Annotated in this window: 22 protein-coding genes, 2 tRNA genes, 1 pseudogene and 1 other annotated feature; of the genes and pseudogenes, 22 read left to right on the top strand and 3 right to left on the bottom strand. The window is 47.9% G+C overall.

The features are described 5' to 3' along the window. The first annotated feature begins 234 nt into the window (after positions 1 to 234). The 19 genes and pseudogenes from ftsA to AR543_RS17890 all read left to right on the top strand — a co-directional run bounded on the left by ftsA (position 235) and on the right by AR543_RS17890 (position 22,649). Positions 235 to 1,491 (top strand): cell division protein FtsA, encoded by a 1,257-nt coding sequence (ftsA, locus tag AR543_RS17980; RefSeq protein ID WP_017811790.1) that lies wholly within the window; start codon positions 235 to 237, stop codon positions 1,489 to 1,491. Between the two features lie 64 nt (positions 1,492 to 1,555). Continuing rightward, positions 1,556 to 2,707, top strand: a complete 1,152-nt coding sequence (gene ftsZ / locus AR543_RS17975) for a cell division protein FtsZ (protein ID WP_060535784.1) — start codon at positions 1,556 to 1,558, stop codon at positions 2,705 to 2,707. Between the two features lie 194 nt (positions 2,708 to 2,901). Next, complete coding sequence (gene pgeF, locus AR543_RS17970) at positions 2,902 to 3,747, top strand: peptidoglycan editing factor PgeF (RefSeq protein ID WP_060535783.1); 846 nt, start codon at positions 2,902 to 2,904, stop codon at positions 3,745 to 3,747. 8 nt (positions 3,748 to 3,755) lie between these two features. Then, positions 3,756 to 4,445, top strand: a complete 690-nt coding sequence (locus tag AR543_RS17965; RefSeq protein WP_060535782.1) for a YggS family pyridoxal phosphate-dependent enzyme — start codon at positions 3,756 to 3,758, stop codon at positions 4,443 to 4,445. Positions 4,446 to 4,447: 2 nt separating this feature from the next. Next, a complete protein-coding gene (locus AR543_RS17960) occupies positions 4,448 to 4,897 on the top strand; it encodes a cell division protein SepF (protein WP_060535781.1) in 450 nt (149 codons plus the stop codon). Positions 4,898 to 4,904: 7 nt separating this feature from the next. Continuing rightward, complete coding sequence (locus tag AR543_RS17955; RefSeq protein ID WP_082472271.1) at positions 4,905 to 5,174, top strand: YggT family protein; 270 nt, start codon at positions 4,905 to 4,907, stop codon at positions 5,172 to 5,174. A 125-nt stretch (positions 5,175 to 5,299) separates the two neighbouring features. Continuing rightward, positions 5,300 to 6,082, top strand: a complete 783-nt coding sequence (locus AR543_RS17950; protein WP_060535780.1) for a YlmH family RNA-binding protein — start codon at positions 5,300 to 5,302, stop codon at positions 6,080 to 6,082. Positions 6,083 to 6,438: 356 nt separating this feature from the next. Beyond that, positions 6,439 to 6,939 (top strand): annotated as a pseudogene (locus AR543_RS17945) (DivIVA domain-containing protein); the annotation flags it as partial. Between the two features lie 237 nt (positions 6,940 to 7,176). Further along, positions 7,177 to 7,541 (top strand) — a binding site (T-box leader). 130 nt (positions 7,542 to 7,671) lie between these two features. After that, positions 7,672 to 10,767, top strand: a complete 3,096-nt coding sequence (ileS, locus tag AR543_RS17940) for an isoleucine--tRNA ligase (protein WP_060535778.1) — start codon at positions 7,672 to 7,674, stop codon at positions 10,765 to 10,767. A gap of 444 nt (positions 10,768 to 11,211) precedes the next feature. Next, a complete protein-coding gene (gene lspA / locus AR543_RS17935; protein WP_060535777.1) occupies positions 11,212 to 11,703 on the top strand; it encodes a signal peptidase II in 492 nt (163 codons plus the stop codon). 81 nt (positions 11,704 to 11,784) lie between these two features. Next, complete coding sequence (locus tag AR543_RS17930) at positions 11,785 to 12,741, top strand: RluA family pseudouridine synthase (protein WP_060536838.1); 957 nt, start codon at positions 11,785 to 11,787, stop codon at positions 12,739 to 12,741. Between the two features lie 544 nt (positions 12,742 to 13,285). Further along, the gene (pyrR, locus tag AR543_RS17925; RefSeq protein ID WP_060535776.1) at positions 13,286 to 13,846 is read left to right on the top strand and encodes a bifunctional pyr operon transcriptional regulator/uracil phosphoribosyltransferase PyrR; all 561 of its coding nucleotides are present in this window, start codon (positions 13,286 to 13,288) and stop codon (positions 13,844 to 13,846) included. After that, a complete protein-coding gene (locus AR543_RS17920; RefSeq protein ID WP_060535775.1) occupies positions 13,843 to 14,754 on the top strand; it encodes an aspartate carbamoyltransferase catalytic subunit in 912 nt (303 codons plus the stop codon). The genes pyrR and AR543_RS17920 overlap by 4 nt, the downstream gene beginning before the upstream one ends. Before the next feature lie 139 nt (positions 14,755 to 14,893). After that, positions 14,894 to 16,216 carry a dihydroorotase gene (locus AR543_RS17915; RefSeq protein WP_060535774.1) on the top strand — a complete coding sequence of 441 codons (1,323 nt, stop codon included), beginning with the start codon at positions 14,894 to 14,896 and terminating at the stop codon, positions 16,214 to 16,216. A gap of 107 nt (positions 16,217 to 16,323) precedes the next feature. Then, the gene (gene carA / locus AR543_RS17910; protein WP_060535773.1) at positions 16,324 to 17,454 is read left to right on the top strand and encodes a glutamine-hydrolyzing carbamoyl-phosphate synthase small subunit; all 1,131 of its coding nucleotides are present in this window, start codon (positions 16,324 to 16,326) and stop codon (positions 17,452 to 17,454) included. Between the two features lie 2 nt (positions 17,455 to 17,456). Next, positions 17,457 to 20,753: a carbamoyl-phosphate synthase large subunit gene (gene carB, locus AR543_RS17905; protein ID WP_060535772.1), complete on the top strand. Its 3,297-nt coding sequence runs from the start codon at positions 17,457 to 17,459 to the stop codon at positions 20,751 to 20,753. Positions 20,754 to 20,879: 126 nt separating this feature from the next. After that, entirely contained in the window at positions 20,880 to 21,626 is a 747-nt protein-coding gene (gene pyrF, locus AR543_RS17900) for an orotidine-5'-phosphate decarboxylase (protein ID WP_060535771.1), read from the top strand. Beyond that, positions 21,613 to 22,254: an orotate phosphoribosyltransferase gene (gene pyrE / locus AR543_RS17895; protein WP_060535770.1), complete on the top strand. Its 642-nt coding sequence runs from the start codon at positions 21,613 to 21,615 to the stop codon at positions 22,252 to 22,254. Before pyrF ends, pyrE begins: the two co-directional genes overlap by 14 nt. A gap of 321 nt (positions 22,255 to 22,575) precedes the next feature. After that, positions 22,576 to 22,649 (top strand) — tRNA-Ile (locus AR543_RS17890). Between the two features lie 319 nt (positions 22,650 to 22,968). Here AR543_RS17890 and AR543_RS17885 read toward each other — a convergent pair. Then, positions 22,969 to 23,169: a hypothetical protein gene (locus AR543_RS17885; protein WP_060535769.1), complete on the bottom strand. Its 201-nt coding sequence runs from the start codon at positions 23,167 to 23,169 to the stop codon at positions 22,969 to 22,971. 396 nt (positions 23,170 to 23,565) lie between these two features. Here AR543_RS17885 and AR543_RS17880 point away from each other — a divergent pair. Both AR543_RS17880 and AR543_RS17875 read left to right on the top strand, forming a co-directional pair. After that, positions 23,566 to 23,651 (top strand) — tRNA-Leu (locus tag AR543_RS17880). A 178-nt stretch (positions 23,652 to 23,829) separates the two neighbouring features. Then, positions 23,830 to 24,450: a hypothetical protein gene (locus AR543_RS17875; protein ID WP_060535768.1), complete on the top strand. Its 621-nt coding sequence runs from the start codon at positions 23,830 to 23,832 to the stop codon at positions 24,448 to 24,450. 133 nt (positions 24,451 to 24,583) lie between these two features. Here AR543_RS17875 and AR543_RS17870 read toward each other — a convergent pair whose 3' ends face one another. After that, positions 24,584 to 24,793: a hypothetical protein gene (locus tag AR543_RS17870; RefSeq protein ID WP_060535767.1), complete on the bottom strand. Its 210-nt coding sequence runs from the start codon at positions 24,791 to 24,793 to the stop codon at positions 24,584 to 24,586. Positions 24,794 to 24,990: 197 nt separating this feature from the next. Further along, positions 24,991 to 25,836: an AraC family transcriptional regulator gene (locus tag AR543_RS17865; protein ID WP_060535766.1), complete on the bottom strand. Its 846-nt coding sequence runs from the start codon at positions 25,834 to 25,836 to the stop codon at positions 24,991 to 24,993. A gap of 251 nt (positions 25,837 to 26,087) precedes the next feature. On the opposite strand from AR543_RS17865, the gene AR543_RS17860 reads away from it, so the two are divergent. Continuing rightward, positions 26,088 to 26,747 (top strand): ThuA domain-containing protein, encoded by a 660-nt coding sequence (locus tag AR543_RS17860; protein ID WP_060535765.1) that lies wholly within the window; start codon positions 26,088 to 26,090, stop codon positions 26,745 to 26,747. Positions 26,748 to 26,751: the final 4 nt, after the last annotated feature.

Raw genomic sequence — 26,751 nt, 5'->3', positions numbered from 1 at the left:
TTTCTGAAGTACCCGGTGAACTCTTTCATTTTTCTCCAGACTTTTAGCGTTTTTCGGAACCTCAAAAAGTTTGCAGAAAAAAGAGGGAAAGCATATGAAATGTGGAATACTAATGTAGAGAGCGTTTTATGGAAAATGATTTTCGGAAATTGAGTTTCCAGCTTTTAGGCAACAAGCCCGGAAGAACGGAAATGCACTATTTTAATTCAGGAATTTACAGGAGGTGCCAAGGGCTTGAGCAACAATGACATCATTGTTAGTTTGGACATCGGTACATCCAAAGTTCGTGCTATTATCGGGGAAATGAACAATGGAACCTTTAATATTATTGGAGTTGGATCTGCCGACTCGGAAGGAATTCGCAAGGGCGCGATCGTTGATATTGATCAAACCGTGCAGTCCATCCGAAATGCAGTTGATCATGCAGAGCGTATGGTCGGCATTCAAATATCTGAAGTGATTGTAGGTATTTCGGGCAACCATATCGGACTTCAAACGAGCCACGGAGTAGTAGCCGTATCCAATGAAGACCGCGAAATTGGTGAGGAAGATATCGAACGGGTGTTGAAAGCGGCAGAAGTTATAGCCCTTCCGCCCGAACGGGAAATTATCGATGTAGTCGCCAAGCAATACGTGGTGGACGGACTGGAAGGAATTCAGGACCCTCGTGGTATGATTGGTGTGAGGCTGGAAGTCGAAGCGACCATCATCACAGGTGCCAAAACATCTATCCACAACCTTTTGCGTTGTGTAGAAAAAGCAGATCTGCATATCAAGGATCTGGTATTGATTTCCCTGGGAGCCGGGCAGTTGGCGCTGTCCAAGGACGAGAAGACAATGGGAGCTGTTCTGGTCGATATTGGAGCAGGCTCATCCACCATTGCTATCTTCGAAGAAGGTTCTCTCAAAGCGACTTCTACTCTGCCAATCGGCGGCGAATTCGTCACCAACGATATCGCTTACGGTCTGCGCACTTTGACAGAAAATGCGGAGAAGGTAAAATTAAAGTACGGCTGTGCTCTTCATGAGGAAGCTGCTCCCGATGTGGTATTCAAAGTACAGCGCATCGGCAGCAACGTAGACAAGGAGTTCACACAACAGGATCTTGCAGCGATTATCGAACCGCGTGTACAGGAAATTTTCGAATTGATTCGTCAGGAAGTTGTACGTCTCGGTTATCATGAGCTGCCGGGTGGTTATATACTCACAGGAGGCACTGTATCCATGCCGGGTGTTCTGGAGATTGCCCGTGAAGAACTGGCAGCCTCTGTCCGGATTGCAGTTCCTGATTATATCGGTGTACGTGACCCTGCCTATACGAGTGGAGTCGGTATCCTGTATAATGTAATTCGCAATATTCGCAGCGGTGGAAGTACAGCGGGCGCCAACAAAAAGGCACCGGCTCGTAACAAAGCTGCATCGACCCCGGAGAGCAATGCAAAACCGGGCTTGATTGAACGGCTCAAAAATATGTTCAGTGAATTCATTTAATAAAGGAAGTTCATTCTAGCTTGGAACGAGCCATTCATGGACAATGAGGGGGAGATGGAAGAGTATGTTGGAATTTGATTTCGAAATGGAAAGCCTGGCCCAGATTAAGGTCATCGGTGTTGGCGGCGGCGGCAGCAATGCAGTCAATCGGATGATCGAGAATGGTGTTCAAGGCGTGGAATTTATAACGGTAAATACAGATGCGCAGGCACTGCATCTGGCCAAATCCGAACACAAACTGCAGATCGGCGACAAGCTGACTCGCGGTCTGGGAGCAGGAGCGAATCCTGATGTAGGTAAAAAAGCAGCTGAAGAATCCCGTGATCTGATCAGTAACACGCTGAAAGGCGCCGATATGGTATTCGTTACTGCAGGTATGGGCGGCGGTACAGGAACAGGTGCAGCCCCTGTGATTGCAGAAATTGCCAGAGAATGCGGCGCACTGACTGTTGGCGTCGTTACACGCCCGTTCACTTTTGAAGGTCGCAAGCGTTTTTCCCAGGCAGAGCTTGGTATCGAAGCGCTCAAAGAAAAAGTTGATACACTGATCGTGATCCCGAATGACCGCCTGCTGGAGATTGTCGACAAGAAAACTCCAATGCTGGAAGCATTCCGTGAAGCCGATAATGTACTGCGTCAGGCAGTGCAAGGTATTTCCGACCTGATCGCTGTACCGGGTCTGATCAACCTTGACTTTGCCGATGTTAAAACCATCATGACCGAGCGCGGCTCTGCACTGATGGGTATCGGTGAAGCAACAGGCGAGAACCGGGCAGCAGAAGCAGCACGCAAAGCCATCATGAGCCCACTGCTGGAGACTTCTATCGAAGGTGCGCGCGGCGTTATCATGAATATTACAGGTGGCAACAACCTGTCCCTGTATGAAGTCAATGAAGCAGCCGAAATTGTAATCAGTGCGTCCGATCCGGAAGTAAACATGATCTTTGGTGCGATTATTGACGAGAATCTCAAAGAAGAGATCAAAGTTACAGTTATTGCGACTGGTTTTGAACACAAACCGGCACAGCCAATGCAGCCGGCACGTCGTCCATCTTCGTCCCAGCCGCAGCAACAACAGCAGCCAACTTCCGGCGAAGCACCTGCTGAAGAAAAAGCGCCTAGTCCGCGCCAATTCAGCAATAATCAACAGCCGAGCGGAGACCAGCTGGATATCCCGACTTTCCTGCGTAACCGTTCCCGTCATAAAAACGACTAGAACCGGTAACACAAGCAGCAGGACACCGATCGTAATGGTGAATGTATCCGATACAAAGATGTACCTGCATGTTATGGAAAGGACTTGTTTTCTACGGAAAACAGGTCTTTTTCATTTCAGCAGCTTTTATGTCGTTTGTTAAATATTCGTGCAGGTCAAGAGCTGTGCAGGACTGCCGGAAATGAGGTATGTGGATGGAACCGTTTATTCATACAGTAGAAAATAACAGACCGGAATTGTTTAGACTGGACTGTTCAGCATATAGCAGCGGATTGACTGCAGGCTTTACCGGGAGACAGGGTGGAATCAGCCAGGCGCCGTATAATTCCTTTAATCTGGCTTATCATGTGGAAGACCGTGCAGAGGATGTACTGGCAAACCGTAAAATGCTTTGTGATGCTCTTGGCTTTCGTCAGGAAAACTGGGTATGCGGAGAACAGGTACACAGTAACCATATTGAAATCGTCACTGCCGAACATGCAGGCAAAGGCTGGGCGGATCGGGAAAGTGCCTTTCAGGATACCGACGGACTGGTGACCAATGTGCCGGGCATACTGCTGACTTCCTTTTACGCGGATTGTGTGCCATTATATTTTATAGACCCGGTGAATAAGGTCGTAGGACTGGCACATGCCGGCTGGAAAGGCACAGTAGCCGATATCGCCGGAGAGATGATCCGAACGATGACAGAGCAGTATGGAAGCCGTACGGCAGATATACGAACAGCTATCGGGCCTTCTATTGGCAGCAACCATTACGAAGTGGATCACAAGGTAATGGACGCGGTAGATGTTTGGACAGCGAAGCTTGAGGGTAATGGTCAGCAGCTTACATACGCGCGACCGGGCAAGCCGGGCAAAACCTGGCTCGACCTCAAACAATTAAACCGGGAAATCATGATTTTTGCAGGAATACAGCCCCAGCATATCGAAATGAGTACATGGTGTACGTACGAGAACAATAATCTGTTCTTCTCCTATCGTGCAGATGGAGGACGTACAGGACGTATGGCCAGCTGGGTTGGCATAGAAATGGAGTGAACAACAGATTGGGACTACAGGAACGTATTGCTCATGTGCAGCAGCGCATTCAGGCGGTCTGTGAGCACAACAATCGCAGCGCGGATGAAGTTCGGGTTGTCGCTGTAACCAAGTACGTATCGCTGGCAAAAACAGCAGATGTACTGGATGCAGGACTGATGCATCTGGGAGAAAACCGCTGGCAGAATGCCCAGGCAAAATGGGAAGCACTGCATGATCGCGGTGTATGGCATTTTATCGGTCATTTGCAGACCAACAAAGTCAAAGACGTTATTGGCAAATTTCAATATATTCATTCTCTGGATCGTTTGTCACTGGCCAAGGAACTGGAAAAAAAGGCCGCTGAACTGGGTATCCATGTCAATGTATTTGTACAGATCAATATTTCCGGTGAAGAGTCCAAGTATGGGCTCGCAGCGGAAGAGGCACCCGCTTTTCTGGAATCCCTGCAGCAGATGCCGCATCTGAATGTGGTTGGACTGATGACGATGGCACCCGAAGTAGACGATGCGGAACAGACACGTCCCGTATTCCGTGGTCTTCGTGAACTGAGAGATCGGCTGAATGAACAGAAGCTGACGGAACAACCGATAGAGCATTTGTCGATGGGCATGTCGGGCGACTTTGAGATAGCAATTGAGGAGGGGGCGACCTTTGTACGCCTTGGCTCCATTCTGGTGGGTAAAGAGGAGGATTAACGATGGGTGTAATGAATCGCTTTATGAACTTTTTGGGGCTTCAGGAAGAAGAGGAAATTATAGAACGCGAGCAGATTATTGAGGAAGATGATGAGCCTCGTGAAACTTCTCCGTCCGATCTACGTAAGAACAGTAGAGCGAACAATGTCGTTAGTATTCATTCACAAAAAAATGTAAAAGTCATTTTGAATGAGCCGCGCAGCTATGACGAAGCGCAGGATATTGCAGATCATCTGCGTTCGCACCGTTCAGTCATAGTTAATCTGCAGCGCGTTCGTACAGATCAGGCGCTGCGTATTATTGATTTTATGAGCGGAACAGTCTATGCACTGGGCGGCAGCATTTCCAAGATCGGCGGTAACATTTTCCTGTGCACACCGGATACGGTGGAGATTGAGGGCACAATCGCGGAGATACTTGGTGAAGATTTCGATTATAACAAGATGAGGTGATAGGACTTTGGGTACGCTTCTTACGGTATTATACTATCTGTACCAAATTTATACGTACATGCTTATTATCTATATTCTGCTGTCCTGGCTGCCAAGCGCACGCGAAAGTTCATTTGGACAGCTGCTAGGACGACTGGTGGAGCCTTATCTGGCGCCGTTTCGTCGTTTTATTCCGCCGATCGGCGGGGTACTGGATATTTCGCCAATCGTGGCGCTGTTCGTACTGAATCTGGCATTTAGCGGATTACAGTATTTGTTGATTAGTCTGTTCTCCTAAAAGGAATTGCTATTTTTCTGTTGGAGACATGCACGACATTCATAGGATATAACAAATTGGCGATGATAGTCGTCAAAAGTACAGGAGCGATCGCAGGATCATTCCATGAAAGGTAGTAACCACTCATGCATAGTAATATTCAACATCATTTTCATCCGGATGAGCGGGAGTTTGTAGAACGGGCTGCGGAATGGGTTCATAACGCAGCCCGTTATCATGAGCAGAAACTAACCGATTTTCTGGATCCGAGACAGGCATATATTCTGTCTACGCTGATTGCCAGAGAACCGGATGTTCAGCTGCGTCTGGAAGGCGGTTCACCGCATGCCGAGCGCAAGCGGGCATTGATCGGTCCGGACTATCTGGATCTGGAATCGGAAGATATGCAATTGGAAGTATTATCGGTCACTCCCGAGGGCCAAAAGTTCACTGAACTGGAGCATGGCGACTATATGGGTTCTATTCTAGGACTTGGTATCAAGCGCGGTAAAGTGGGAGATATCCATGTACTGGAGGATGGCTGCCATACTGTCGTGGCTTCGGAGATTGCTTCCTATCTGCATTTGCATCTGACTCAGGTTCATCGACTGCATGTGATGACCGAGCTGCTGCCGACAGCAGCATTACGGGCAGCTGTACCGGATATCCAGACAATGGAACTTACTGTTGCTTCCATGCGGTTGGATGGCATTGCCAGTGATGTGTACCGGCTGAGCCGGAGCAAGATTCTGGTGCCGATCAAGGCAGGGCGTTGCCGGGTGAACTGGAAGCCGGAAGAAGATCCTTCCCATCCTCTCAAAGAAGGGGATATGGTCTCTGTACAGGGAATGGGCCGTTTCAAGGTACTGGAGCTGGATGGAGTAACCAAAAAAGGAAGATACCGAGTCAAAATTGGCAAATTTGTGTGATAAACAGTAGGTCTTTCTTTTACGTTTTACCGTATCGGCGGATAGTACACTTTTGCTGGCTGCAGAGGGATAGACATGCTGAGCAGTTCACAGAAGGATAAGCAGGCAGAAGGGGTAACAAAAAACGGACCGTATGCACTATACAGGTCGGTTTTTTTGTACCCGGCTGTGGTCTATGGTGCGAATCATCCGATACTACTAAAACGTAAAGCGGGATGAAGCAGCAGGCGGTATCAGCTGATCTATGCTAACATGCAGTCTTTCGGCACAAGAGTATATTCAACGTTGCCGAAATACAGTATGATAGCAGTAATGAGGCAATTTAAGCGGCCTGAATATTATAGGAGGTGTCTATTATGCCATTAACCCCGCTGGATATACATAATAAGGAGTTCTCGCGTCGGCTGCGTGGTTATGACGAAGACGAAGTGAATGAGTTCCTGGATCAGGTGATCAAGGATTATGAGGGAATGATCCGCGACAACAAAGACCTGCAAAACCAGCTGCTGGCTGTACAGGAGCGTCTGGACCATTTCGCCAATCTGGAAGAGACACTCAGCAAAACGATCATCGTTGCGCAGGAAGCAGCAGATGAAGTGAAAAACAATGCCAAAAAAGAAGCGCAGCTGATCATCAAGGAATCCGAGAAAAATGCGGACCGGATCATCAACGAGTCGCTTTCCAAAGCGCGCAAGGTCTCGATGGAAGTGGAAGAGCTCAAAAAGCAAGCTTCCATCTATCGTACCCGTTTCCGCACACTGGTCGAAGCGCAGCTGGAACTGCTCAGCCAGGATGGTTGGGATGCACTGGAGAACCAGACCCGCGAATTGGAGCGTACGAGCAGTGAGCGTCAGGAGCGCAATGAGCGTGAACGCGAACAATGGAATCGCGAACGCGAGCGTCTGGAAGATCGTGAAGCAGAAGAGTCCCGTTCTTCCGGCGATCTGTACTAATATGCCAAAGATCAGGTTGACATTTTCAGCCTGAAGCGCTATAAATATTTTATACCTGTATGTGGATTCCGTTCCGTATACAGCCGACTGTTCCCGAGAATGAGGAGACAGTTGGTGACAGTGAATACATTGCTATAACTTATAAATTCAGTGATGGGGCCAGTACAGGCTGTCATTGTTCCCAGAGAGTTGGCGGAAGGTGCAAGCCAATGAACAATGCGCTATGGAAAATCTCCCCGGAGAAGCGCGGCTGAACCATAATTGCAGTAAGCCAAGCCGGATTGCCTGTCGTTAACAAGGCACCGCATAGTATAGTGCGGGTACAAGTGTCATTTTATCTGTGGGGATTTATTTCTGCAGCCACAAGTACATTTCATGGATGATTCAGCTCTTTTACAGGCTGATTTCCAAAAAAAAGTACAGTAGGCCAGGAAAAGATTCTCAGCTTCGAAAGCAAACAGATAAGGTGGAACAAGGGTGGTAACGCGAGCAGCCTCGTCCCTTTTTGGGATGGGGCTTTTTTATGTTCTGGAACAGGCTGATTATAGCGGAGAACGTACACGAGATGAGCAGCCAGTATAGATAACCAGACCGAAGATCGCAGTAAAATGAACAGATCGAAAGGATGAAATGGACATGCAAAAAGTGGATATCAAAGAAAAAGCACGGGCACGCGACCTGCGTATCCTGAATAAGTGGAATAGCGAGCGTACTTTCCAACGCTCCATCGAGAGCCGCGAAGGCAAGCCGAACTTCGTATTTTATGAAGGACCGCCGACTGCAAACGGTAAACCCCATATTGGTCACGTACTCGGCCGGGTAATCAAGGACTTTATCGGTCGTTACAATACGATGAAGGGATACCGCGTTGTACGTAAAGCAGGCTGGGATACTCACGGTCTGCCGGTAGAACTGGGCGTACAGAAAAAGCTGGGCATTTCCCACAAATGGGAGATCGAAGACTACGGCGTCGAGAAATTCATCAATGAATGTAAAGCAAGCGTATTTGAATACGAGCAGCAATGGCGCGATCTGACCGAAGCGATCGGCTACTGGACCGATATGGACAATCCATATATCACACTCGATAACAACTATATCGAGAGCGTGTGGAATAACCTCGCTACCATTCACGACAAAGGACTAATGTATCGCGGACATCGTGTAAGTCCTTATTGTCCTTCCTGTCAGACAACGCTGAGTTCTCATGAAGTAGCGCAAGGATACAAAGACGTTAAGGACCTCAGTGCAACAGCCAAGTTCAAGCTGGATGACAGTGGCGAATATGTAGTAGCCTGGACAACTACTCCATGGACACTGCCTTCCCACGTGGCACTGGCCGTTAATCCTGATATGGAATATGCACGTGTTAGCCAGAATGGCGAAGTTTACATCATGGCAAAAAACCTTGTTGAAGAGGTTATGAAAGACAGCAAAGGCGACTATGAAGTACTCAGCACTATGCCAGGTTCTGATCTGGTAGGCAAAACGTATGATCCTCCGTTTAACTATATCAAAGCGGAAAAAGCGAATATCATCCTGGGTGCAGGCTTCGTTACCGATGCAAGTGGTACCGGTATCGTTCATATGGCGCCGGCTCATGGTGAAGATGACTATCGTGTCTGCCGTGAAAACGGAATTACTTTTGTAAATATGGTTGATCTGGAAGGTAAATTCGTGGACGCGGTAACGGACTTTGCCGGACGTTTTGTCAAAGATTGTGATGTGGATATTATCCGCTACCTGTCCGAACACGGACGACTGTTCAGCAAAGAAAGATACGAGCATAGCTATCCGTTCTGCTGGCGCTGTGATACACCGCTGCTCTACTACGCGATGGACAGCTGGTTTATCCAGACCACAGCGATCAAGGATCAGCTGATCGCCAACAACAACGAAGTGAACTGGTATCCAGGACACGTACGTGAAGGCCGTTTCGGGAAATTCCTGGAAGATCTGGTCGACTGGAATATCAGCCGTGACCGTTATTGGGGTACGCCGCTGAACGTATGGGTATGTGAGGAGACCGGTGAGCAGTTTGCACCGCACAGCATCGCTGAACTGCGTGAACGTGCGATCGGTGATGTACCGGAGAACCTGGAACTGCATAAACCATATGTGGATGATATCAAAGTTCGCAGCTCCTGCGGCGAGTATGAAATGAAACGTACACCGGAAGTCATCGATGTATGGTTCGACAGCGGCTCGATGCCGTTTGCCCAGCAGCATTATCCTTTTGAAAATATGGAGACCTTCGAGCAGCAGTATCCGGCCGATATGATCTGTGAAGGGATCGACCAGACGCGCGGCTGGTTCTACAGCCTGCTGGCGGTATCGACTCTGATGACCGGCAAAGCGCCATACAAAGCGGTTATGGCAACCGGACACGTACTGGATGAGAACGGACAAAAAATGTCCAAGTCCAAAGGTAACGTTATCGATCCTTGGGAAGTCATCGAAGAATATGGTACTGATGCATTCCGCTGGGCACTGCTGTCCGATAGTGCACCATGGAACAGCAAACGTTTCTCCAAAAGCATCGTCGGCGAAGCCAAATCCAAAATGATCGATACACTCGTGAATACTCACGCGTTCCTGACGCTGTATGCGACGATCGATGGATTTGATCCGGCAGAGCATCCGTTCCAACCATCGGCACACAAGCTGGATCGCTGGATTGTATCCCGTCTGAACAGCCTGATCGTTCAGGTGGAAAAAGCACTTGCCGTAAATGATTACCTGAATTCTTCCAAAGCAATTGAAGGCTTTGTAGATGAGCTGAGCAACTGGTATATCCGTCGTTCCCGTGACCGTTTCTGGGGAAGTGGACTGACTCCGGACAAACTGGATGCTTACCGCACACTGACCGAAGTGTTGCTGACCACTGCCAAGCTGGTGGCTCCATTTACACCAATGCTGGCTGAAGATATCTATCTCAACCTGAGCAGTGGCGAGAGCGTGCATATGGAAGATTATCCAGTTGTTAATGAGTCACTGGTCGATCTGGAGCTGGAACGTGATATGGAGACAGCACGCCGTATTGTTGAGCTGGCACGTAACGTACGTAACGAGACCGGTATCAAAAACCGTCAGCCGCTGTCCGAGCTGATCGTATCGCTGGACAAAGACTTTGATCTGGCATCCTACGAAGAGATCATCAAGGACGAGATCAACGTCAAAGGCATCCGTACCGAGCACGACGATGCAGGCTTCGTCGATTTCAGCTTCAAGCTGAATCTGAAAGTAGCCGGTAAAAAATACGGTAAAAACGTAGGCTTCCTGCAGAATTTCTTCAAGGAGATGTCTGCCGAAGAGACTCGCAAAGTAGTCGCAGCCGGTGTACTGAATATTACTTCTCCGGAAGGTGAAGAACTGCATGTGACGAGTGAAGAATTGCTGGTAGAGAAAAAAGCCAAATCCGGCTTTGCTTCTGCATCCGGTTATGGTCTGACTGTTGCACTGAATACGGATATCACGCCTGAGCTGGAACAGGAAGGCTGGGTTCGTGAAGTGGTGCGTACTGTTCAGGATTATCGTAAAAAGCTCGACCTGCCAATCGAGAAGTACGTTCATCTTACTCTGAATGTGAGCGATGAACTGCGCGGAGCAATCGAAGCTTTTGATCATGTACTGCGCGAGAATGTACTCGTAACCGACGTGACATTTGGCGAAGTGGAAAACATGGAACAAGTAGAACTGGTTGGTCAAAAAGCAGGTATTCATATTTCCTGATACATGATGCTCATTAAAATGTAATGAACGTTATAGAGTAATAGATTAATATCGCAAGTAATAGGTACTATAACTAAAAATCCCTCCTCGCAAAAAATGGGTACGCTATTAGCGGATAGCATACCTATGGAACCCGAGGAGGGATTTTCATAACTATACATATAAATGCATACAGATCATATAACTGGATATAAAATAAGCATAACTGCTCCAACATAAGTAAAATGAATACAATACTGAAGCTTACTCGTGTGATTGTAAGAAACCAGCATAAAATCGTGAGGCTTATTATATGTTAAGCCGATCTGCAGTCGATCAATAGACGCATCATTTCTCCCTATGCTACAATAGGAAAAGCTGTGTTCATGATGCAAACGGACAAAATGATAGTTAATATCCGCTGCCGCCGGCACAGGGATTGAACAAACAGGGTGGAGGATGAACGTGATCTATTATGTAATTGCGCTCGTGGCTATTATTATCGACCAGATCAGCAAATACTTTGTGGCCACACGAATGGAGCTAAGAGAACAAATTCCGGTAATCGGTGACTTTTTCCTGATTACATCACATCGTAATCAGGGTGCTGCTTTTGGTATTTTGCAAAATCAGCGCTGGTTTTTTATCGTTATTACTATTGTCGTTGTAGCTGCGATCGTATGGTATATCCAAAAGGTGAAATCACGTCCGGATAAGCTGTTGCCTTTGGCATTGTCGCTTGTGCTTGGCGGAGCGGTCGGCAATTTTATAGATCGTGCACGTATGGGTGAAGTCGTCGATTTCTTTCAGTTTAACTTTGGAAGTTACACCTTCCCGATCTTTAATGTAGCGGATTCCTGTATTGTTGTCGGTGTGGCGCTCATTATTCTGGACGCGCTGCTGGATATGATCCGCGAGAAGAAACAGCCTGTTAATCAGGAAGAGGAGAATGTATAAGTGAGCAAGCAGGACAATCATAATCAGACCGAGGGTCTGGAAACAACAGAAGAGATGGATACGCTGGAAATAACAGCGGAAATGGATGATATGCTGGAAGACGGCGAAGAAGCAGGCGCGGAAGTGCTGGAATGGACAGTAACTGCCGATGAAGCCAAAGCACGTATCGATAAATATATTGCAGATCGTCTGCCGGAAGGCATTTCCCGGTCCCAGGTACAGCAGTGGATTAGTGGCGGTCACGTAACTGTGAATGAGCAGCCTGTCAAAGCCAATCGCAAACTGGTAGAAGGCGAGCAAGTTGTAGTACGTGTACCGGATCTGTCGGCGGTAGAGATTGAGCCGGAAGATATTCCATTGAATATTGTATATGAAGACGCGGATGTAATCGTGGTGAACAAAGCACGCGGAATGGTTGTTCATCCGGCAGCAGGACATTCTTCGGGTACGCTGGTGAATGCGCTGATGCATCATTGTACCGATCTGTCCGGTATTAATGGCGAGCTGCGTCCAGGCATTGTACATCGGATCGACAAGGATACCAGCGGACTGCTGATGGCTGCCAAAAATGACAAAGCCCATGCTTCCCTATCTGCTCAACTGAAAGACCATACCGTTACACGCAAATACATTGCACTGGTACATGGCAATATCGAGCATGATCATGGTACCATCGATGCGCCGATCGGCCGCGCTTCCCAGAACCGCAAAATGTTCACAGTAACCGATCGCAATGGCAAGCGCGCAGTGACCCATTTCGCGGTAACCGAGCGTTTTGGTGACTTCACGGTAGCCGAGCTGCGTCTGGAGACTGGGCGTACGCACCAGATTCGTGTGCATATGAAGTTTATTGAGCATCCCTTGGTGGGTGATCCTATGTATGGACGCGTCCGTGCCAAAGCTTCTTTTGTCAAAGGACAGGCACTGCATGCAGCCATCCTCGGATTCGAACATCCGACTACAGGTGAATATATGGAATTTGAAGCGCCTATTCCAGAGGATATGGAGCAGGAGCTGCACGCACTGCGCAATCGTTAATACCATCCTTTATCCGGATTCAATGAATAAAGTGAATACGAAATAGCCTGTTTACAAAGTCTGTCATTCCGCTCAGGAAGGCAGGCTTTTTATTTTTTGCAGATAAGCAGATAATAGAAGGAAGATCAACAAGTGAAAATATTCCCAAGCAAGTTGGTACATCAGATAGGGGTTCAGAAAGATACATAACAGGCATACCTTAACCAGGATAAAAAATGATAAGGTTGACAGGTGAGATCCTTTCTGTCATAATTCAATGCAGATGAATAAGCACCTTTAATTCAGTCCCGTGAGACTGGCAAGGTAACGTGAATGATGTTCACTGTAAGTACACCCTCTGATGGAGCGGTGATGTTACAGTGCGTCTGAGTATGACAGTCATGACTGCGGTCGATGACTCGAGACTCCTTGCCGTTTTGGGGCAGGGAGTCTTTTTTTATATCCTGTACCCAGATGGCCAGAGATTTCGAGATTATCATAACAGTCGAATGTTAACCACGGGGCCTTAGGTGTACGAAGCACAAACCCGAGGAGGATATGAATCATGACAATGGATACACACATTATCATGGACGAGACGGCTATCCGCCGTGCTCTGACCCGTATAGCACACGAGATTTTGGAAAAAAACAAAGGGATTGAAGATTGTATTATTGTCGGTATTCGGACTCGCGGTGTCTACCTGGCGAGACGTATGGCAGAACGTATACAGGAAATTGAAGGGGCCACCGTTCCTTATGGTGAGCTGGATATCACTGGTTACCGGGACGACCGCAAGCAAGAGCAGACAGAATTGACAGGCCATACCATGCTGACTCCGGAAAATCTGAATATTAGCGGCAAAAAAGTGATCCTGTTCGATGATGTACTCTATACCGGCAGAACGATCCGTGCAGCGATGGATGCACTGATGGACTGCGGCAGACCCGAGCAGATTCAGCTGGCGGTACTGGCTGATCGCGGCCACCGGGAACTCCCGATCCGGCCTGACTATATCGGTAAGAACGTACCGACTTCCAAATTGGAAGAAATCGAAGTTCGCCTGAGCGAAGTGGACGGCAGCGATCAGGTCAACATTATGCAAAACCGGGAGGTGACTGTATGATCATGGCAGTACCTACACTGAGTCAACGCAGTCTTCTCGGTCTCAAAGGCATGAGTGCTCATGAACTGACATCGATTCTGGACCGGGCAGCCTACTGGGATGCCCACACGGAAAAGCAGGTATCGGTTCTGCAATCCAAATTCGTCGCGAATATGTTTTTCGAGAACAGCACCCGCACCCGTTTTTCTTTTGAAATGGCAGAGAAACGTCTGGGTGCCGAAGTACTGAACTTTACGGCTGCCGCTTCCAGTGTGGAAAAAGGCGAGTCGATCTATGATACTGTACGTACACTGGAGAGCATGGGCATTGACGCGGGCATTATCCGCCTCAAGCCTGCTGGTGTACTGCAGGAGCTGGCAGCCAAAGTAGGCGTGCCGCTGATTAACGCAGGGGACGGTAACAACGAGCACCCGACACAGGCATTATTGGATTTGTATACGATGCGTAGCCATTTTGGCGAAGTGAAAGGGCTGCATGTCGCGATTATCGGCGATATTCTGCATAGCCGGGTAGCACGCTCCAACTACTGGGCACTCCAAGCCCTGGGCGCCAAAGTCAGCTTCTGTGCGCCGGATAATATGAAGGCCGAAGATCTGCCGGATGCGCATTATATCAGCATGGAAGAAGCACTGCAGGCTGATGTGGTCATGATGCTGCGTGTACAGCTGGAACGCCATGCGACAGGGATGCTCAAGTCAGCCGAAGATTACCGACTGCAATATGGACTGACCGAAGAACGTGCTGCGCGAATGAAAAAACATGCAATCATTATGCATCCGGCTCCGGTTAACCGGAATGTCGAAATCGACGATGCACTGGTTGAAAGTGCACAATCCAAAATCTTTACCCAGATGCAAAATGGTGTGCCGGTACGCATGTCTGTGATCGAACGCGCGCTGCGTAATTAACTCATACAGTACGGAATGACTGAATAGATATCAGGTATCCGCTTCTGTAGAAAATAAGCAGCAGAGCGGATACCGAAAATACATGAGCGCATCCACCCGGGAATCAGGGATGGTTGAAGCCTACTTTCGGAGGTCAATGATGACACTTTTCATAAAAAATGCGAATGTACTGAACGGACAAGGACAGCTGGAAAGCACACATGTATGGATAGAATCCGGCAGGATCAAAGGAATATTCCCCGGAACGACTTCGGTCGGCGAGATTCTGATTTCTGCCGAGGATAAGCAGATTACACAGATTGATGCATCCGGCAAGCTGCTCACACCGGGATTGATCGATATGCATGTGCATCTGCGCGAACCGGGCTTTGAACACAAAGAAACGATAGCAACAGGAACACAGGCTGCGGCTAAAGGCGGGTTCACGACAATCGCTTGTATGCCAAATACCAAGCCGGTAACAGACAAACCCGAAGTCATACAGCTTGTACTGGACAAAGCAGCAGAGGCAAATGGCGTTAAAGTACTGCCTTATGCAGCGATTACGTATAATGAACTCGGACGCGAGCTGACCGATTTTGCCGCACTCAAGCAGGCGGGCGCGATCGGATTCACGGATGATGGTGTAGGTGTACAGAATGCCCAGATGATGAAGGATGCCATGACACTGGCTGCTTCTATGGACATGCCGGTTATCGCTCACTGTGAAGACGATTCCCTGGTAGTCGGCGCACCAGTAGCCGAAAGTGAATTTGCCCGCAAGCATGGACTCAAAGGAATACCTAACGAATCAGAAGCGATCCACGTCGGCCGCGATATCCTGCTTGCAGAAGCAACCGGCGTTCATTATCATGTCTGCCATGTCAGCACCGAGCAGTCGATCCGGCTGATTCGCATGGCCAAATCGATCGGTATCAACGTTACAGCTGAGGTATGTCCGCATCATCTGATCCTCTCCAGTGAAGATATTCCCGGTCTGGATGCCAACTGGAAAATGAATCCGCCGCTGCGTTCGCCGCGTGATGTGGAAGCCTGCATCGCTGCGCTGGAAGACGGTACGCTGGATATGATCGTTACCGACCATGCACCGCACAGTGCCGAGGAAAAAGCAAAAGGCATGGAGCTGGCACCGTTTGGTATTACCGGGTTCGAGACAGCTTTCCCGCTTCTCTATACCAAGTTTGTCAAAACCGGACGCTGGTCACTCGAAATGCTCGTGCAGCGTATGACAGCAGACCCGGCAAGAGTATTCCGTCTGGAAAGTGGACGTCTGGAAAAGAACGCGCCTGCTGATCTTACCCTGATTGATCTGGAAGAAGAACGGACTGTAGATCCTGCAGATTTTGCTTCCAAAGGAAAGAATACACCCTTTACAGGATGGAAGCTGCAAGGCTGGCCAACGATGACGATTGTAGACGGTCAAGTCGTGTGGGCACAAGAAGTTATAACTCCTAGTGCATAAATATACTATAATGTGATATAATTATTCATAGAGCATACAGAACGGGTGATAGGAACTGTATACCCGTTAATAATAACTTTCGAGAATGACAGAGGAGTGAATCGGAAATGCAGGCAAAATTGTTATTGGAAGACGGTACATTATTTACCGGCCGGAGTTTTGGAGCGGAAGGTGAAACAACAGGCGAGGTTGTATTCAATACAGGAATTACCGGTTATCAGGAGGTACTGTCTGATCCCTCCTACTGTGGGCAGATCGTTACCATGACCTATCCGCTGATCGGAAATTACGGAATCAACCGTGATGACTTTGAATCCGTACGCCCGTTTATTAATGGATTCGTCGTTCGCCGGCATGAGCCTGTTCCCAGCAACTGGCGTGCCCAGTATACAATTGATGAACTGCTGCGGGAATATGGAATTATCGGCATTAGCGATATCGACACACGGATGCTGACCCGTCGTATTCGCCACCAGGGTACCATGCGAGGGATTCTGAGTACAGCTGCTCTGTCGCCGGAAGAACTGATGGAACGTCTGCAGGCGACCAGCTCATCTGTTGATCAGGTCAGCCAGACATCAACCCGTCATATCTACAGTAGCCCCGGTGCCAAGGAACGGATCGTACTGATCGACTACGGTGCCAAGAGCGGTATTATGCGCGAACTGACACAGCGCGGATGCGATGTGGTCGTCGTTCCTCAGGATACGACAGCAGAACAGATTCGCCGTCTGCATCCCGATGGCATCCAGCTGTCCAATGGACCTGGAGATCCCAAGGATGTGATGGCAGCAGCCGGCGTAATTGCCGAACTGCTGGGCGAATATCCGATCTTCGGCATCTGTCTGGGTCATCAGCTGTTCGCACTTGCTTGCGGCGCAGATACCGAAAAGCTGAAATTCGGACATCGCGGCGGCAACCATCCGGTCAAGGATCTAAGCACAGGCCGCTGCTACATCACTTCACAGAACCATGGTTATACCGTCAAGGAAGAATCGATTCAGGGAACCGATCTGGAAGTGACGCATATCAATAATAATGACAAAACGATTGAAGGACTGAAACACAGCAAATATCCGGCATTCTCGGTACAATATCATCCGGAAGCAGCACCAGGTCCATTTGACAACAGTTATCTGTTCGACCGGTTCCTGGACATGATCCGTGAACATAAGCAGCAAAACCCCAAGAAAACACGTCAGGCCGAGATGATGGCCGCTGTGAAAGGAGCTCGCTAAGTATGCCGATAAATAAAGAACTCAAAAAAATCCTCGTTATAGGTTCCGGACCGATCGTTATTGGTCAAGCGGCCGAGTTTGACTATGCAGGTACACAGGCCTGCCAGGCACTCAAAGAAGAGGGCGTAGAGGTTGTACTGATTAACAGCAACCCAGCAACGATTATGACTGATACGAATATGGCGGATAAAGTGTATATCGAGCCAATCACACTGGAATTCGTTACCCAGATCATTCGTCAAGAGCGTCCGGATGGACTGCTGCCAACACTCGGCGGACAAACCGGTCTGAATATGGCAGTCGAACTGGCACGTGCCGGCGTCCTGGAAAGAGAAAATGTAAAACTGCTGGGTACCCAGCTGAACTCGATAGAAAAAGCGGAAGATCGCGATTTGTTCCGCGACCTGATGCGTGAACTGGATCAGCCGGTTCCGGATAGCACGATCGTCACTACCCTGGAGGAATCCATTGTTTTCGCCAACGAGATTGGATATCCGATCATTGTACGTCCGGCGTATACACTGGGCGGCACCGGCGGCGGGATCTGTATAGATGAAGAAGAATTGCGCGAGACAGTAGCGGCCGGTCTGCGCTATAGTCCGATCGGACAATGTCTGGTAGAGAAAAGTATCGCCGGCATGAAAGAAGTCGAGTACGAAGTTATGCGGGACGCCAACGACAACTGTATCGTCGTGTGTAATATGGAGAACTTTGACCCGGTTGGCGTACATACCGGTGACAGTATCGTCGTTGCACCGAGCCAGACGCTATCTGACCGTGAATACCAGATGCTGCGCTCTGCCTCACTGAAAATTATCCGTGCCCTGAATATCGAAGGTGGTTGTAACGTACAATTCGCTCTTGATCCGCAAAGCTATCAGTACTACGTCATCGAAGTGAATCCACGTGTCAGCCGTTCCTCGGCGCTTGCATCCAAAGCGACAGGTTATCCGATCGCCAAAATGGCAGCGAAAATCGCCCTTGGATATACGCTGGATGAAATCATGAACCCGGTTACCGGTCAGACATATGCCTGCTTCGAGCCGACACTTGATTATATCGTAGCCAAAATTCCTCGCTGGCCGTTTGACAAATTCACAGGTGCCAACCGCAAACTGGGTACCCAGATGAAAGCAACCGGCGAAGTAATGGCTATCGGCCGTACCTTTGAAGAAGCGATTCACAAAGCGGTACGCTCACTGGAGATAGGTGTTCACCGTCTAAATCTTCCGGGTGCGAATGAAATCGAAGACAGCAAGCTGGATGAACGTCTGACCAAGGCTGATGATGAGCGTCTGTTCCTCGTCGCCGAAGCATTCCGTCGTGGGTACAGTCTGGATCAGATTCAGGAGCTGACCAATATCGACTGGTGGTTCCTGGACAAAATCGAGCGTATCGTCGCTTACGAATCCGTCATTACGATGGAGGATGAGCTGACTGACGAGACCCTATATACAGCCAAGCGTCTGGGCTTTACCGATCGTTCGATTGCTGAACTGCGCCGTCAGAACAAGCCGGAAGACAAGTTCAGCAATGAACATGAGATCCGTGCTTATCGCAAGCAAAACGGCATGATGCCTGTCTTCAAAATGGTAGATACCTGTGCTGCCGAGTTTGAAGCAACAACGCCATATTACTACTCTACATTCGAGACCGAAAATGAAGTTACCCAGGCGACCAAGGAGAAGATTGTCGTGCTCGGCTCCGGACCGATCCGTATCGGACAGGGTATCGAGTTCGATTACTCTACCGTACACGCTGTATGGGCAATCCAGGAAGCTGGTTATGAAGCGGTTATTATCAATAACAACCCGGAGACGGTATCGACCGACTTTAACACATCGGATCGACTCTACTTTGAACCTTTATTCTTCGAGGATGTCATGAACGTTATCGAACAGGAACAGCCGATAGGCGTTATCGTACAGTTCGGTGGACAGACAGCCATCAACTTGGCTGCTCCGCTGCAGCAAGCAGGGGTTCAGATTCTGGGCACCAGTCTTGAAAGTATCGATGAAGCGGAAAACCGCAAAAAGTTCGAAGCGCTGCTGTCCCGTCTGAATATCGCCCAGCCACAAGGCAGCACCGTACTGTCTGTAGACGAAGCGGTTGAGACAGCACAGAAGCTCGGCTATCCGGTGCTGGTGCGTCCATCTTACGTACTCGGCGGACGCGCGATGGAGATTGTCTACTCGGATGAGGAACTGCTGCGTTATATGGTAGAAGCGGTCAAGATCAATCCGGAACATCCGGTATTGATCGACCGTTATATGCTCGGCAAGGAAGTCGAAGTGGATGCGATCTGTGACGGCGATACAGTAGTCGTACCAGGAATCATGGAGCATGTAGAGCGTGCAGGCGTTCACTCCGGTGACTCGATCGCCGTCTATCCGCCGCAGCATCTGTCCGCAGAGCTCAAAGAAAAAATCGTCAATATTACAGTGAAAATTGCCAAGGAACTGAAAACGGTCGGTCTGGTAAATATCCAGTTCGTTATTTTCCAAAATGAAGTGTACGTGATCGAAGTGAATCCGCGCTCTTCCCGTACTGTGCCGTTCCTGAGCAAAGTCACCAATATTCCGATGGCCAATATAGCGACACAGGCAATTCTGGGCCGCAAGCTGGCGGATCTGGGCTATCAGGAAGGATTGTGGCCGGAAAGCGACCATGTCTCAGTCAAAGTACCCGTGTTCTCCTTTGCCAAGCTGCGCCGCGTAGAACCAACACTCGGACCGGAAATGAAATCTACCGGTGAAGTTATGGGCCGCGATTTGCTGTATGCCAAAGCGCTGTACAAAGGCCTGATCGGTGCCGGTATGAAAATACCATCTACAGGTGCACTGATTGCTACCGTAGCCGACAAAGATAAGGATGAAGCGGTTCGTCTGCTCAAAGGATTCTATCGTCTCGGTTACAAAATTATCGCTACCGGCGGTACAGCGGAAGCGCTGAAAGCAGCCAATATTCCGGTAACGGTAGTCAACAAGCTGTCCGAAGGAACGCCGAATATACTGGATTTGATCCGCAGCGGACATGCGAACTTCGTGGTCAATACACTGACCAAAGGCAAAACACCGGAGCGTGACGGATTCCGTATCCGCCGCGAAGCAGTAGAAAATGGAGTCGTATGTATGACTTCCCTCGATACTGTCGAAGCACTATTGACCATGCTGGATACGATCAATTTCTCTTCCTATGCGATGCCTTCCCTAAGCAAGGAGAAGCAGCAGGATAAGGAAAGTCTGAATATCCAGGCAGTCGTTGGTCAACTGGAAGATCAAGAGACCATTCTCAGCTAACTTAGATGATTAATCACATATGCGGCGGACCATACTTGCGTCCGCCGTCATTTGTGTGCGCATATCTGTATTAATACATCCGCTTGGATATAGTAAAAAAAGCAGGATAGAAAAAGGAGTGGAACGATGAGTCAAGCTCTACATACGGCAGCCCGTCGGTTGATCGTCGCACTGGATTATCCAAATACAGAACAAGCCGCACAGTTGATCACCCATCTGGAAGGCATTCCCTGTTATATTAAAGTAGGTATGCAGCTGTTTTACACAGCAGGGCCTGATTTTATTCGCGATCTGAAATCCAGAGGCTATTCAGTCTTTCTGGATCTGAAAATGCATGACATTCCCAATACTGTCAAAGGCGGTGCTCACAGCATTACCCGTCTTGGCGTTGATATGTTCAATGTGCATGCTGCTGGCGGACGCCAGATGATGGCAGCCGCTGTAGCCGGAATGGAACAGGCAATATCCGAAGATTCCAGTCTGCGGCGTCCTGTGCTTATTGCTGTGACCCAGCTTACCAGTACATCGCAGGAAGTAATGAATCGGGAAATCGGCATTGCCGGCAAAGTGGAAGATACCGTCGTCCATTATGCACAAATGGCCCGGGAAAGCGGACTGGATGGAGTCGTTTCTTCACCACTCGAAGGTCCGGCAATCAAGCAAATCTGCGGAAAGTCCTTTGTCACCGTTACCCCTGGCGTTCGTCCGACAGGCAGTGCTGCCGGGGACCAGACACGGATCATGACACCTGGACAGGCTATAGCAGCAGGTAATGATTATCTGGTTGTAGGTCGTCCGATTACCGGTGCAGCAGACCCGAGAGAAGCTGCCGAACAAATCATAGAGGAGATGAGTAATCATGTTAACGATTGAAGAAATTCCAGCTCATATTGCCGCAGCCTTGCTGCAGATTGAAGCGGTCGCACTGCGTCCGCAGGAGCCTTTTACGTGGACATCCGGTATCAAGTCACCCATCTATTGCGACAATCGGCTAACCATGTCCTACCCGTATATCCGTGATCAGATTGCCGACGGATTCGCGATGATTATTCGTGAGCAGTATCCGGATGCTGAAGTCATTGCCGGAACAGCAACAGCCGGTATTCCTCACGCTGCCTGGGTCGCTCAGAAGCTGGATCTGCCGATGGCCTATATCCGAGACAAAGCCAAGGGACATGGCAAACAGAACCAGATCGAAGGACTGATCAAAGAAGGACAAAAAGTAATCGTTATCGAAGATCTAATTTCCACTGGCGGCAGCTCGATCAAGGCTGCGGAAGCAGTACGTGAAGTAGGTGCAGATCCGCTGGCGGTACTGGCTATTTTCAGCTATCAGCTGGACAAGGCCGTACAGGCTTTTGCAGATGCGAACTTGCCGCTGCAGACATTGTCCAACTATGCAGCCCTGATTGATAAAGCTGTCGAAATGGGGAAAATACAGCCCGGTGATCTTAACCTACTGCATTCCTGGAGAGAAGACCCTGCTGCATTTGGTAAATAACAGTATCGTGTAGCTATCACTAAATGCTGCGAACTATAGAACTATATAGCAGCAATATATAGTATCAAGCAGTACAAGACCAATAAGACCAGCCTATGTAAGCATACTATCGTATTCAGACATAGACTGGTCTATTTATTGCGTTCTATCCAGCGAATACATTCGCTATATCTGACAATGAATGAGTATAAGAATAAAGCGGATTACCTTAATCTGCCAGTGGTTGTGAAAAAATATTGACAGCGGTAAATGGGATGCGTTATATTAATTAAGTCGCTGTTTACTTGATGCACCAGAAGAGAATGCTCTTTTTGGTCACAGGGGCCTATAGCTCAGTTGGTTAGAGCTACCGGCTCATAACCGGTTGGTCGGGGGTTCGAGTCCCTCTGGGCCCATAACAAAAAAAGGACAATCCATTGTCAGTTGATGACATTATGGATTGTCCTTTTTGTTATGGAAATATAAATTAACGTCTTCTGCGTCTTTGTAACAGTACAATTAACAGAACGATGACCACAATGATTAATACGAATTTCATGGATCAGCCACCTCCTTAAATCAGCGGCCTTGTTCCAGATCGTATTCCCGAAGGATCAAAAAGGTCTACAGGACGCATTAAATATAAACTTCGGTATAAATAAGTTATTATGCCCAGTGCAGTATCCATGTATACAGTAATATGGAGATAGATACTATTCCATACCCTGCTAATGATTAAATACGGGAAGGCTTGTCTTTATCGGTCTCGTCGTCTTTATCCGTAAAGTCTTCGCGTACCTTGTTTACAGCTTCACCGACAGCCTCTTCCAGCAGATCCTGGGCAGAACGATCGTTATTCGGATCGGGATCAGGGACAGGATCGACACCTGCACCACGTTCTTTATGGGAGTCTTTATATTCATCTGGCTTGTTCATTATTATTCATCCTTTCTGTATCAGCTATTGGTAGGAAAGAAAGTAAAAAAAGAATCAGCGTCTATCAGTGTGACAGATATTCAAACAGATCATAAAAAGAAAGCTATGTTATCGAAATAAACCATTGCATGATAGACTGAATCATTTTACAGGCAAAACCAATCGCAAAAACCATAATAGAGAAGGGACAAAAATAGGCAAAAAGACAAAAAGAAAAGGGGAGCAGCAGAGACTTGAAATGAATTCTAAAAAATATGCTTTACAGAATGCTCAATTTGTTATATTATATGTTGGTGACTGAAACGCGCAGGTTCATATCATGAGATGATATACTACATAGCAATTGATGATAAGTATTCATACACCTGATGTATACAGTACACAAATTATAAATTTGCCGGGGTGGCGGAATTGGCAGACGCACAGGACTTAAAATCCTGCGGTAGGTGACTACCGTACGGGTTCGACCCCCGTCCTCGGCATAGGAATAAAAAGCTCTTTCTCCTTATTAGGGAGAAAGAGCTTTTTTTGATATCAAATTCTTTGTTATACCGTTTTGTATATGTTATTTTATATCATCACTCAGCAGCTAAAGTAATAAAAAAGGATGGTTATGCAGATATAGAAGAGTACGTAATCTACCGGTCAAGGAGTGTAATTATGCAAAATATCAACAATCATGCAAATTATGAAACAAGCTCATCTGGAAGTAACCCTCCACCATCATCCAACAAACTTGCGCTGATCGCTGCTATTCTTGCGGCTATTGCTCTATTGGGTTGTATAGCTCTGGTAGTATGGAATATGAGTCTGAAAAACCAGCTGTCTGCCCTGCAAAAGGAAAACGAATCGCTGCATACCAAAACGGAGACGTTAACCACCCAGCAGAAAAAATCCGATTCAGAACAGGCCAAGCTCAAGAAAATTGCTCTTCTCAGCTATATGTCCCATAACCTCGAAGATGCTGTAGTTACGAATGATTTTGTTATTGATAAGATTTATTTCACAGCCAATAATAGCGGTGAAGTAGAAAGTATTACGATTGACCTGGAAAATCAGCCGATGATGGCGCTGGTCTATGAAGGTGACGGAGTATACAGTATTTCTAACCAGGCAGTGAGTGCCAAAGCCTCCGAACTGATCAAAACAGCAAAAGAATATTATGGCAGCGATAAAGATGTACCTGCTTGGACAAACGATACAACTGTAAAATTGACGGTCAAAAACTATGATCTAGGTGAATATGCCAAAGGTTCCTTTAAATTAGCAGCCGGCAAATAAAGCAGGAAATAAACCAAAAGCAAAACAATAGCTAAAGCGCCAATTACCCGCAAAATTTAAAATTTCAACATATGAAAAATTCATAATAGAAACCAAAAAAAAAAGATCGCGTCCCAACGAAGGGACAGCGGTCTTATTTATGCACAAATACCGTGTCTTTGCGTGAATAGAAGGTTACATTCCCATCTTCGTTTTTCAACATTATGTAATCTTCGGTAATTCGCTCGATGATACCGTGCTCTACACTGAATCCAGGCTGCCAGGCGTAGACCCTTGCTTGAAACAGGGCAGCTGCAAAGAAATGGGCATTGGTCGTTAGTTTGCGTTCCGTGCTTTCGTTCATGGGCGTTATGCACCTCCGTACACAGATAAGATGAAATCATAATAACAGGACAGGATAGATAATGCCACTCCCGGACCGATAGGCGAATCGAAATAGCCTGTTTGTAAGCCTGCTGTCTAATATAGTAACAAACTGTCTCGCCGATCACAATGGAACAGCCACAGCGATAGCAACAATAAAAGGATAACAGATGTTTTTTAACGCAGATCGGAGGGAGTGCGTCCACGAAGCTGACGAAATACCCGGTTGAATGTGCGTACATTGCCAAATCCGGATTCCAGTGCAATATCGATCAGCTTGCGGTCCGATTGCAGGATCAGCTGCTCGGCATGACGAATCCGCAGTTCATTAATATATGTATTGTAGCCTACCCCGGTGACTGTTTTGAAAAAGCGGGAAAAGTGAAAAACACTCATTCCTGCATAATCGGCCCCATCCTGCAGGGTGCATGGCTCGGTGCAATGCTGTTCAAGATGCTCCAGCAGCTCCTGCATGACCTTCAGATGAGCCAGCGTACGAGAATGGTGCCTGCGGATTCCCGGATCGTCTGTGGACAGATAACGAAGCGCCAGGCCGCTCAATTGATGCAGCAGGCCAGTAATGATAATTTCATACTGCGATTCATGATGCTGCACTTCTGCAGCCAGAGACTGGATAATCGGAGTAGCCCGCTGCAAAAACGATTCATTCTGTGAAGCGTCCGAACCGTCTCTGGTTACAAAGCTGGAGCAAAGCTGGCGTTCCTGGGGCCAGCCGGCCGGACTGCCAATTAGCCGTGGATTGAAAATGATCAGCAGGATAGTCGATTTCAGACCGGTGCTGTCATAATAATGAATATCGCCACTGCCGCATAATGCCATTTCTCCTTGATGCAGTACCCGAGTCTCGGAATTAATACCCATTCGAACCGATCCTTCATACACATACATAAATTCAAGATCATGATGCCAGTGTGCCAGAAAATTAATATCCTGAATCTGCATCGCCTGAAAAGGAAACCCACTCTCATAAAAGTATAAGCGGTTCTCGTGAAAAGCTCGCATATGCTCACCCCAACTAAAATGATATGTACGTTCTGGACAAAAGCTCCTGTATTCGATTACTGCTGAGCACACATTGCGTGACTGCCGGAGAATAGGGGTTCTTGTTAAATTACATGAATAGTAGCAAAAATTGTCCATCAATACAACAAAAATGACGCGCAGAGCCTGATCATTTTACCTACAATACATAGTATGTAAGCGTTACAAAAATAAGATCTGGACAGGATCGCATAATAGGAGAATCAACAGATATGACAAAACAGGCATTGATCGTCAGAGGTGGATGGGATGGACATCAGCCGGTAGAAGTATCCGAATTGTTCGCAGAATGGCTCAGAGCAGAAGACTTTCAGGTAGAAATTGCCGATACATTGGATGCTTTTCTGGATGAAGAGCGATTGAAGCAGTTGGATCTGATCGTACCGGTCTGGACCATGGGAGAGATCAGTGATGAGCAGCTGCAACCCGTACTGCGTGCTGTAGCTTCCGGTGTAGGTCTGGCAGGCTGCCACGGAGGCATGTGTGACTCTTTCCGTAATAGTGTGGATTGGCAATTTATGACCGGGTCGCAGTGGGTAGCCCATCCATTCAACGATGGAGTGGAATACGAGGTACGCATGGTCAAAGCGGCAGATAGTCCTTTGATAGAGGGCATTCCCGACTTTACCGTCAAATCGGAGCAGTACTACCTGCATGTCGATCCGACGGTAAACGTACTCGCTACGACTACTTTTGTGATCAGCGACGGTCCTCACTCGGCCAATGGAGAAATCCGTATGCCGGTTGTTTATACGAAGCGATGGGGTCAGGGCAAAGTATATTACAACTCGCTCGGTCACCAGGCGAATATTTTTGATATTCCCGAAGCCAAAGAACTGATGAAGCGCGGATTAATCTGGGCTGCACGATAAACTG

It is taken from the genome of Paenibacillus bovis (genome assembly GCF_001421015.2).
In the GTDB taxonomy this organism is placed as follows: domain Bacteria; phylum Bacillota; class Bacilli; order Paenibacillales; family Paenibacillaceae; genus Saccharibacillus; species Saccharibacillus bovis.
This window is presented reverse-complemented; position numbering and strand designations above follow the sequence as displayed.